The sequence below is a fragment of the Sphingobacterium sp. UBA7253 genome (assembly GCF_002472745.1).
In the GTDB taxonomy this organism is placed as follows: Bacteria; Bacteroidota; Bacteroidia; order Sphingobacteriales; family Sphingobacteriaceae; genus Sphingobacterium; species Sphingobacterium siyangense.
The window spans coordinates 1-7,372 of record NZ_DKSP01000031.1 but is presented as its reverse complement, the minus strand read 5'-3'; the positions used below and the strand labels follow the sequence as shown (position 1 = coordinate 7,372).

Sequence of the window (7,372 nt, the reverse complement as noted above, 5' to 3'; positions counted from 1 at the left end):
TTGGTTCTTATCCATTTGTTACTTCATCTAATACCACAACAGCCGGAGCTTGTACAGGCCTGGGTATCGCACCAAATAAAATAGGTAAGGTATATGGTATCTTTAAAGCATATGCTACTCGCGTAGGTGGCGGTCCCTTCCCTACTGAACTTCACGATGAAACTGGCGAAAAATTACGTCAATTAGGTCATGAATTTGGAGCGACTACAGGGCGTGCTCGTCGTACCGGATGGATCGATATTCCGGCTTTAAAATATGCTATTATGCTGAATGGCGTGACAGATTTGATTATGATGAAGGCTGACGTTTTGGACACCTTCGACAAAATCTACGCATGTACACATTATAAATATAATGGTGAAGTGATTGATTATATGCCTTATGAAATCATCACGCATCAAGCAGAACCTATCTTAGAAGAAATTGATGGGTGGAAACAAGATTTGACGGGTATAACGTCTGAACAAGAAATACCTGAAGCATTAAAAAATTATATTTCTTATTTAGAGAAAGCTCTTGAAGTACCTATCACGATCCTATCGGTAGGTCCTGATCGTAAACAAACATTAGCTTTATCAAAATAAACTATGCGGATCGAAAGTTTTGATCTTCTCGATTCTAAAGATAAATTTCATCAGAAAGCCCTGCATTGGTCGGGGCAATTTGATGAAATTTCTTTCTTTAATAGTAATGGGATGTCGGATCAATGGGGCAAATTTGAACAGATACTGGCTGTCAAGGCATTATTCTCTTTCCGTGCAAATGAAAATGTATTTGACCAGCTCGACACTTTTTTGAGATTACATCAATCTCAGTTTATCCCCGGATTTCTATCTTACGACCTTAAGAATGAGATAGAAGAATTAAAGACAACAGGAAAGGATCAGCTCGAATTTCCAGAAGCTTATTTCTTTGTGCCAGCAATTACGCTTCGATGGACGGCAGATCAAGTGCATATAGAAGCCGAGGATCCTGTTAAAATCTATCAGGCCATTTTGGATACTCAGATTCCTGCGATAACCCCAATTTCTGTACAGGTAAAGTCGCGTTGGACAAAGTGTGAATATGTCAAAGCTTTTGAAAATGTACAGGCACATATTCAGCGTGGAGACATCTATGAAGTGAACCTTTGTCAGGAATTTTTTGCTGATGATGCTGATATCGCTCCTATGGAAGTTTATCACCGGTTAAATACCATATCACCTACTCCCTTTAGTTCATTTTTCAAGGTAGGACATCATTTTATCATGAGTGCTTCTCCGGAACGATTTTTAGCGAAAAGAAAAGGAAAGTTAATTTCTCAGCCAATTAAAGGGACGGCCAAAAGGGGGACAAATTCAACAGAGGACCAACAGATTATAGCTGATATGTTGAGGTCAAAAAAAGAGATCGCCGAAAATGTGATGATCGTTGATTTGGTTCGCAATGATTTGACACGAAGTGCTCTTCCCGGAACGGTTGAGGCTACTCGCCTTTTTGAGATTCAATCCTTCGAACAAGTGCATCAAATGATTTCAACTATTACCTGCATGCAAGACCCAAAAGTCACCAATGTGGATGTGTTTAGAAATACCTTTCCTGCAGGTTCGATGACAGGTGCTCCCAAAATTGCAGCTATGCAAATTTGCGATCAGCTTGAAGCTCGAAAGAGAGGTATCTATGCAGGATCTATCGGTTACTTTGACACCATGCGCGATGAATTCGATTTTAACGTCGTTATCCGTTCATTGCTTTACAATAAGCAAAAAAGGTACCTTTCCTTTCATACAGGTGGAGCAGTTACCAATCAGGCAGCTGCCGATCAGGAGTATCAAGAATGTCTTTTGAAGGCTTCTGGTATTCTTGAAGCTTTAGATGCTAGCTTGGGAGAATAAAAACTATACTAATTTTGTAGAGAATATTTTTTGCTTCAAGTATTTTTTCGACCTTTGTCTCGTTGGCTACACAGATTCCCTATATCGATCTACATACGCATCGGAATTATCCGGTGAAAGAAGGTGCTACTCTTTCCATTAAGAATATCACTTTGAACCATTCGGAAATAATTTCTGAAGCGGATTGTTCAGTAGGTTTGCACCCATGGTATATCAATGGGAATACCGAACATGATTTGGGACTCATGGTGGATGCATTAGCGCTGAGTCAGGTTTTAGCCATAGGTGAATGTGGTATGGACAAAAATATCGCCACTCCCCTCGCCGACCAACAGCTTGTGTTTGATCAACAGGTTCGCTTGGCTAAAACGTATAGGAAGCCTTTGATCATTCATTGTGTTCGAGCTTTTCAGGAGATTGTTGGTTGTTTGAAAAAAGTGAATTTTAGCGAAGCTGTTGTTTTTCATGGATATCGTAAGAACTGGACCTTGGCTCAACAGTTAATCGATCAAGGGTATTATCTTTCCATAGGAAAACATTGTTTAAACGGAAGTCAAGACGAACTTTTAGAAAATATTTCACTCAGTCATTTGTTTCTAGAAACGGATACAGATACGACCGTAGAAATTGCTACACTTTACCGATACGTTGCTCAGATCAGATCGATCGAATTGGAAGAGTTAAAGCGGGTTTTATACCAAAATTATAAGAATGTATTTAATAAATGAGGCCATCATAGTCTGTTTATTCACGTTGTCGGATAGCTATAAGGTTTCATTATAATATAAAAAACAAATTTAGATAAATGAAAGATTTAAGTTGGCTGTCACGTACCGAAGCATTGATAGGTCGATCAGCGGTTGAAAAATTGGCAAATTCGCATGTGATGGTTTTGGGATTAGGCGGTGTTGGATCATTTGCTGCCGAATTTATATGCCGAGCAGGTGTTGGAAAAATGACCATTATTGATGGAGACACCGTAGATCCATCCAATCGTAATAGGCAGCTACCTGCCTTGGCAACTAATCATGGTGAAGCAAAAGCTGAGATTATGCGAGAAAGATTAATGGCGATCAATCCGGAATTAGATTTAACTGTGATACAGGATTTTATTATTCCGGAAAAAATACCAGCTTTGCTAGATTTAGCGCCAGATTATTGTGTGGAAGCTATTGATAGTATTACACCTAAACTATTTTTTATTCGGAGAGCATTAGAAGCCAATATACCATTTGTCAGTTCAATGGGCGCCGGTGGCAAAGTTGATCCTACAAAAATAAAAATTGCTGATATCGGTAAATCTTATAATTGTAAGTTGGCCCAGCATATCCGTAAGAAATTGCGTAAACATGGTATACGTGATGGAGTGAAAGTGGCATTTTCAACTGAACTTCCAAACAAGGATTCATTATTATATACTGATGGGAGTAACTTTAAAAAGTCTGCTTATGGTACCATGTCATATCTACCAGCAGCCTTTGGTGGGGCAATAGCTTCTGTTGCTATACGAGATCTAATAGAAAATGCTTAACTTAGGTATTAAATAAACATATGAACAAATGAAGGAAGCTACCCGTTAATCGATGGATAGCTTCTTTTCGTTGTTTAGCGACTGGTGACACCTTTCATATCAATACCTTTGGGCTTGATATGCTCTAATCTTTTCTTTAGTGTATCGATTTTTGATTTTTCAAGATTACCTGTCGCAATTATAATTCCTTCCTTCACCTGAGCCGTAATGGTTGGAAAATCTTCCAGAACAAGATTGACGTCTCTCGTTAAGGTAGAATCTATCGCGCCGCCCATAATTTCATGATATTTTTCACGGGCATCTTCTGGTTCAGGAAGATTTACAATGATATTGTTGTGAATGGATTTGATACCCTCTCCCCCCGCTAATTTTGTTCTGTTTTCTATATCCTGCTTGAGCGAATCCGAACCGATCTGTCCATCCAACGTTACATTCCCTTCCTCGACATCTACTTCGATGCCTGCAGTAGTTTCCAACGCTGCCTCGATTTTTGATCTTAGTTTTTCGTCCGATTCGGGCGATCTACAAGAGTGAATAAACAGTAAAGCGCCAAGTAAGAAGATTAAAAGTAAATTATTCAATTTCATGTCATTCTTCGTTTCTGTACTAAATAAGAACAGATGCATCGACATATTGTTTAATTTTTCGGTATTTTCATCACTTAGTAGATTGCAATAACTTTCTGATTAACGTTGTTAAAAACAAAACTATCACCTATTTTTTTTCCGATAAGTAGTTGTCCAATTGGAGATGCAGGCGAAATGACGAAGATATTATTGGTCCCTATTTTTACAGCTCCAATACTTGTGGCGATCAAATATAGACCAACACTGGTTTGAACAAGCGTTCCTAATCTGGCTACATCCATTACATCATTTGGTAATGATTCTATACTGATTAGCTGCTGTAGATCTTTATTGGCTTCCAGGAGTTGTTTCTGGTAGCGATTGATGTCCTGTTGAATCATTTCACGCGAAGTTTCATATTTGTCTCCAGCACTACTTTTGGTATCGTCATTACTTGAATCTCTTGCTGTTTCTAAAGCAGATGCTATCATTGTGATACGTTCCTGAGTACGTTTTAGTGCCATGTCGAGGATCGCCCCTTTTATGTCGAAATAATTATTTGTCATTCCGAAAAATAAGGAATAAGTTTTATTCATTAAAAAATAAAAACAATACGCTTATTCTCAATAGAATATAACAAATCCGATGGTAAATAACACGAACAAGGTTGCAATAAATTAAAAAATTGCTACATTTGTGCACTGAAACACGGAAAGGTGTCAGAGTGGTCGAATGAGCAGTCCTGGAAAGACTGTATACGGGATGACTGTATCGAGGGTTCGAATCCCTCCCTTTCCGCAAAAAACCGTCTTTAGCACTGTTAAAAACGGTTTTTCTGTTTTAAGTGTTATACCAGCACCAAAATCAAACTAAAGGAGGAAACGTTCTATTAGAATTTCATCTTACAAAATCCCACGTATAATAAGAGCCAAATCTGGGGAGTCGTTTATGAATACGAAATTCTGAGGTAGCTTAATGAGTTTAAAAAAGTTTTACGTTCTCCAAGGATGCAGAAATAAACTGAGTTCACGATCTTCAAGAAAACGAAATAGTTGCCCGAGTGAAAAGTACTTTTTTATACCTTGTCGGTTTTCTGAGTTAGTTGTCTAAATTTTGACTTCAGCCCCTAAAAAATTCAAATCAGTATATAACTTAAACAATCAACTGTATAATTCTTTTGTATACTTTCTTGATAAAAAGAATATACAGCGTCTGTTAATTTTTATAATGGATTATGTTGCCAATTTAAAGTCGGTCTATCAAATTTCCTGCGTATTTTGTGTTAATATTTTTTTATATTATATTAATATATGTTTATATTTAATTGATCGTATAAGCTAATGTTAATTAATTTTTAAATGAAAAGGATAATTCAAGAAGAACAACTTGTCAAAACTGGAAAGATGAAAAAAGACCCATTCACTATGTCTGCGGATGAAAAGATTCAATGGAGGCAAGAATTACAAACGAGCATTCGCTCCTACTTGTTTTCCCGTGAACAGCCGTTGGTTTATAGCAAGGATGGCCAAATGGTTGAAGAGCATAGCGATGGGACAATTCAAAGTATCTGATCATGGCAACAATATATGTGATAACTGGTCCTCCTCATATTGGGAAAAGTACTTGTGGGCAGTATTTCATTCCCGAAGGGATCAAGATACTTGACCCTAATCTCTTTGTTCAAAGCTATGCTGCACTTGGTTTAAAATATGGATATAGGAGATTTGAGGAACAACTGTTGTTGCTGTTAAGTAACGATGAAGATTTTGCTGTGGAGATCAATATCGTTAATAAGACGCATCTTCAAATGCTACAAGATATTAAAGCCTTGTACCCTGAAAATAAGATTGAAATGATCTTTTTTTACACCGATAATATGCATATATGCCATGCGAGGTCTAAGGCTAAGAAAAGTACTAGTTGTGACTCCAGCACGGACAAAATAACTCATTTATATATTCATACCATTCCGCTTGTGAAAAGGCATCTAAATCTCTTTTCCTCTGTTAAGGGGGTCGATATAAGCGAAAACGACATGGTACCTGAAACTGTGTTTAAATACCAGGATGCTGTTTCAGAGATCGAGGTATCTACACATCTCCCCATATGGGCTCAATGAAAGAACATCACATTGGCTTAAATTCTATCTTTGTTCGAGCACTGTTCGGCTTTTCCTCAAGTTGTCGTCGGTTGACTTCGATGAAGACTAAAGGAAAAGTATTTATTACTATATTTGGGGATAAACCGAATATAAAAAGCATGGATGACCTCAACTTTCAACTTACTCTTAGACCGACAGTATACACGGATTTAGAAATACATTATCAGTTTCAGCTTGATGAAGAAGCAAATTATCTCGCGGCTTTTACCTCAAGTAGTTCTTCAGATAAGAAAGTTTACCTTGAGAAGTATGCTAAATTTCTCAATGAGCCAAGTATAAACAATCAAACGATTCTGATTGATGGGACAATTGTAGGAAGTATTGCGAAGTTTGTTATTGAAGGTGATGCTGAGATCACTTATTGGATTGACCGAAAATTCTGGGGACGTGGAATTGCAACAAAGGCACTTAAAGCGTTTCTTTCAATTGAAACAAACCGCCCTATGTATGGGCGCGTCGCTTTCGATAATCTCGGTTCCCAAAAAGTATTGGAAAATTGTGGTTTTGTTAGGGTTGGTACAGATCGCGGTTTTGCTAATGCAAGCCAAATCGAAATTGAGGAATTTATTTATAGATTAGATTAATGAGCGATTTGATCAGTCTATTTTTATTACCAGCCCCCCTCAGTCGGTTTCACACTTAGGTTTCGCGACCCTAACAAGAATATCCCAATCTAAATAGAGCTTATTGTATATATTACTAAACTGGCTATTTAGGATCGCTTTTATCTGAAAAGATCGCCTGTAATTTCTCTTCTAAATCTTTCCCCCTGAGGTTGCGGTACACAATTTTTCCTGTAGGATCCAACAAAAAGCTTTCTGGTATGGAATTGATGCCATAACGTTTTGCTGCTTGGCTATCCCAACCTTTTAAATCAGATACTTGTGGCCAGCTCAGCTTATCATCTGCAATTGCTTTGACCCATTGTTCGCGTTGAGCTACTTTATCCAAAGATATTCCTAAGATTTCGAATCCCGAATCTTTGTATTTATTGTAAAGCGCTACTAGATTTGGATTTTCTTCGCGGCATGGTCCACACCAACTAGCCCAAAAGTCTACCAATAGATACTTTCCTCGGAATTCAGATAATTTTAGACTTGTACCCATTTGAGTTTGAAGTTCGAGATCGGGGGCAACCTGTCCAACTTTGGTCCTGATTGACGATTCTAACTGCATGGGTATCTCTTTGGCCAAAGGATAGCTTTTGAGCTTCTCAGCTAAATCGGCATATATCCTTTTA

10 protein-coding genes and 1 tRNA gene are annotated in these 7,372 nt (G+C 37.8%); 8 read left to right on the top strand and 3 right to left on the bottom strand.

From position 1 onward, the window contains the following. From B2X72_RS02870 to B2X72_RS02855, 4 genes are all read left to right on the top strand, one after another. Positions 1-584: adenylosuccinate synthetase (locus B2X72_RS02870; RefSeq protein ID WP_286848224.1), on the top strand; the 584-nt coding region annotated here is incomplete at its 5' end. 3 nt (positions 585-587) lie between these two features. Continuing rightward, on the top strand, positions 588-1,874 hold the full coding sequence (locus tag B2X72_RS02865) for an anthranilate synthase component I family protein (protein WP_145330056.1): 1,287 nt from the start codon (positions 588-590) through the stop codon (positions 1,872-1,874). 62 nt (positions 1,875-1,936) lie between these two features. Continuing rightward, positions 1,937-2,602 (top strand): TatD family hydrolase, encoded by a 666-nt coding sequence (locus B2X72_RS02860; protein ID WP_286848223.1) that lies wholly within the window; start codon positions 1,937-1,939, stop codon positions 2,600-2,602. 77 nt (positions 2,603-2,679) lie between these two features. Next, the gene (locus B2X72_RS02855; protein WP_075992627.1) at positions 2,680-3,405 is read left to right on the top strand and encodes a tRNA threonylcarbamoyladenosine dehydratase; all 726 of its coding nucleotides are present in this window, start codon (positions 2,680-2,682) and stop codon (positions 3,403-3,405) included. Positions 3,406-3,479: 74 nt separating this feature from the next. Here B2X72_RS02855 and B2X72_RS02850 read toward each other — a convergent pair whose 3' ends face one another. Both B2X72_RS02850 and B2X72_RS02845 read right to left on the bottom strand, forming a co-directional pair. Further along, positions 3,480-3,992, bottom strand: a complete 513-nt coding sequence (locus B2X72_RS02850) for a BON domain-containing protein (protein WP_075992628.1) — start codon at positions 3,990-3,992, stop codon at positions 3,480-3,482. A 74-nt stretch (positions 3,993-4,066) separates the two neighbouring features. Beyond that, positions 4,067-4,567: a GreA/GreB family elongation factor gene (locus B2X72_RS02845; RefSeq protein WP_088161564.1), complete on the bottom strand. Its 501-nt coding sequence runs from the start codon at positions 4,565-4,567 to the stop codon at positions 4,067-4,069. A 114-nt stretch (positions 4,568-4,681) separates the two neighbouring features. Between B2X72_RS02845 and B2X72_RS02840 the strand changes: the two genes are divergently transcribed. The 4 genes from B2X72_RS02840 to B2X72_RS02825 all read left to right on the top strand — a co-directional run bounded on the left by B2X72_RS02840 (position 4,682) and on the right by B2X72_RS02825 (position 6,716). Continuing rightward, positions 4,682-4,769, top strand: a tRNA-Ser gene (locus B2X72_RS02840). Between the two features lie 560 nt (positions 4,770-5,329). Beyond that, positions 5,330-5,542, top strand: coding sequence for a hypothetical protein (locus tag B2X72_RS02835; protein WP_075992629.1), 213 nt, complete (start codon positions 5,330-5,332; stop codon positions 5,540-5,542). 2 nt (positions 5,543-5,544) lie between these two features. Beyond that, positions 5,545-6,090 (top strand): hypothetical protein, encoded by a 546-nt coding sequence (locus B2X72_RS02830; RefSeq protein ID WP_088161565.1) that lies wholly within the window; start codon positions 5,545-5,547, stop codon positions 6,088-6,090. Next, complete coding sequence (locus tag B2X72_RS02825) at positions 6,087-6,716, top strand: GNAT family N-acetyltransferase (RefSeq protein ID WP_286848219.1); 630 nt, start codon at positions 6,087-6,089, stop codon at positions 6,714-6,716. The genes B2X72_RS02830 and B2X72_RS02825 overlap by 4 nt, the downstream gene beginning before the upstream one ends. A 124-nt stretch (positions 6,717-6,840) precedes the next feature. Here B2X72_RS02825 and B2X72_RS02820 read toward each other — a convergent pair. After that, positions 6,841-7,372 (bottom strand): peroxiredoxin family protein (locus tag B2X72_RS02820; RefSeq protein ID WP_286848218.1); only part of this gene is annotated, 532 nt, incomplete at its 5' end.

Excerpts from the sequence above, each read along its gene's own strand:
- B2X72_RS02865 (WP_145330056.1), top strand. The coding sequence starts at position 588 with ATGCGGATCGAAAGTTTTGATCTTCTCGATTCTAAAGATAAATTTCAT.
- B2X72_RS02855 (WP_075992627.1), top strand. The coding sequence starts at position 2,680 with ATGAAAGATTTAAGTTGGCTGTCACGTACCGAAGCATTGATAGGTCGA.
- B2X72_RS02850 (WP_075992628.1), bottom strand. The coding sequence starts at position 3,992 with ATGAAATTGAATAATTTACTTTTAATCTTCTTACTTGGCGCTTTACTG.
- B2X72_RS02825 (WP_286848219.1), top strand. The coding sequence starts at position 6,087 with ATGAAAGAACATCACATTGGCTTAAATTCTATCTTTGTTCGAGCACTG.
- B2X72_RS02835 (WP_075992629.1), top strand. The coding sequence starts at position 5,330 with ATGAAAAGGATAATTCAAGAAGAACAACTTGTCAAAACTGGAAAGATG.
- B2X72_RS02845 (WP_088161564.1), bottom strand. The coding sequence starts at position 4,567 with ATGAATAAAACTTATTCCTTATTTTTCGGAATGACAAATAATTATTTC.
- B2X72_RS02830 (WP_088161565.1), top strand. The coding sequence starts at position 5,545 with ATGGCAACAATATATGTGATAACTGGTCCTCCTCATATTGGGAAAAGT.